At 34.7% G+C, this 1,662-nt stretch carries 3 protein-coding genes; all 3 read left to right on the top strand.

Annotation, left to right across the window (positions count from 1 at the left end; genetic code table 11):
- Positions 1-369: 369 nt before the first annotated feature.
- Complete coding sequence (locus tag AB1414_20470; GenBank protein MEW6609787.1) at positions 370-768, top strand: DUF1257 domain-containing protein; 399 nt, start codon at positions 370-372, stop codon at positions 766-768.
- Between the two features lie 251 nt (positions 769-1,019).
- Entirely contained in the window at positions 1,020-1,178 is a 159-nt protein-coding gene (locus tag AB1414_20465; protein ID MEW6609786.1) for an alpha/beta hydrolase, read from the top strand.
- A gap of 78 nt (positions 1,179-1,256) precedes the next feature.
- Positions 1,257-1,481 carry a DUF2997 domain-containing protein gene (locus AB1414_20460; protein MEW6609785.1) on the top strand — a complete coding sequence of 75 codons (225 nt, stop codon included), beginning with the start codon at positions 1,257-1,259 and terminating at the stop codon, positions 1,479-1,481.
- Positions 1,482-1,662 lie beyond the last annotated feature (181 nt).

Below are 1,662 nucleotides of genomic sequence, written 5' to 3'. Positions count from 1 at the left end.
GTATAGCATAAGAGGAGACCAATGTCAAGTATTTTTGTTAAAAAAATTGCAGATTTTTTAATGAGTTAAGTATTTATATATCAAGTGGTTAAAGGTATAGAGAAAAGGTCACTTGCCGATTTAAGGTAATAAACAACGACAGATCCGAAATGCACAAAAAAAGGAAATTTCTATCTCTGGTGAACAGATTTTATTTTTTTTCTCTGCGTCTCTGTGTCTCTGCGGTGAACGGTTACCTGAAATGAAACAACAGGCAACTATTGTCGAGTTCAGGGTTCAAGGAGCAAGGTAGAAAATAAACTCCCTTGTTCCTGGAACTTACTATCTCACTTTACCTCGGTAAATAGTTACAATAAAGGAGAGATAAATATGTCATCACATGGAGGAATAATTGTTTATTTTATTAGAAATGTTGCCCAGTTAATAGAAACAATTAAGGATTTACAACTAACTTATCAACAGATGGAGAATCTAAAAATGCAGACTACTGACGGCAAAATTCATAATGTTGAGGTCATTGTCAAGGACGAAAATAATCGTCAGATTGGTTTTCAGAAACAAAATGACGGCACTTATAAAATTATTGCTGATTCTACTGGCTTGACCGCGGAACAATTAAGAAAACAACAGATGTACATTAACAAAATAAAACAACATTATGCCTACAATGTGGTCATTCAGGAGTTAAAAAAACAAGGCTATCAATTAGTTGAAGAAAAAAAGGTTGAAAAAAACACTCTTAAACTTATCGCCAGAAGGTGGATATAAAGTAGTGTCGTGTTGAACAAATAACGCACGGAATTTGATTCTGGTAACTGGTGATTGGTAACTGGTATACTCCAGTGGGGTATAAATTGTGATTATTTAAAGTAATCGGTAATCGGTAATCAGGTAATCAGTAATCGGTAATTTGAGATAGCAGGCTACTGCTTGCTCTTTACCGATAACCGATAACCGATAACCTGAGTTGATAGTAACAGGAAATCACAAAATATGCCTCTCTAAAGTATAAATATCGTTTGGCTGATATCATGACGAAACTATTTAACCAGTTACCAATTACCAATCACCAGTTACCAATTACCAGTTACCAGTTACCAATTACCAGTTACCAATTACCAGTTACCAATTACCAGTTACCAGTTACCAATTATCCGTTTGCAGGTTATGAAATCTGATGATACGCCGTGCAAAACTTACTCAACACGACAGTACAACCATCCCTGGTTGAGAAAAAGTAAGTGGGTATAATCAAAATGGCAGAAAAACAAGATATAGAGATATTAATCACGGAAGATGGTTACATCACATATCATATTAAAGGGATTAAAGGCAAAAAATGCGTTGAGGTAGCGAAAACTTTGGCTGACCCTCTTGGAGAAATTGAGAATATGCAACTGACTTCAGAATATTACGAACAGGAAAAGAAAGTTAAAGAGATTACAAAACAAAATGTCTCTCAACAGGTTAGACCAGCTTGACAACAAACTTTTAATTTTTTTGGTATAATGGTTATTAACTGGAAGTTTACATAGCTGGAGTTTCGTTAATTTAAGGAGCCATTGAGGCTATCTGAATCCTTATCAATCTGTTTATTTTGCTCAAAGATGGCAAAATTAGGCTCAAAAGCCTGATGATTTTTTTGCAACTTATCCTTTGAAG

Source organism: bacterium (assembly GCA_040755795.1).
In the GTDB taxonomy this organism is placed as follows: Bacteria; UBA9089; CG2-30-40-21; order CG2-30-40-21; family SBAY01; genus JBFLXS01.
The sequence above is the reverse complement of the archived record's forward strand: the minus strand, read 5'-3'. Positions and strand labels throughout refer to the sequence as shown.

Coding starts and splice junctions, on each gene's coding strand:
- AB1414_20470 (MEW6609787.1), top strand. CDS start 370: ATGTCATCACATGGAGGAATAATTGTTTATTTTATTAGAAATGTTGCC.
- AB1414_20460 (MEW6609785.1), top strand. CDS start 1,257: ATGGCAGAAAAACAAGATATAGAGATATTAATCACGGAAGATGGTTAC.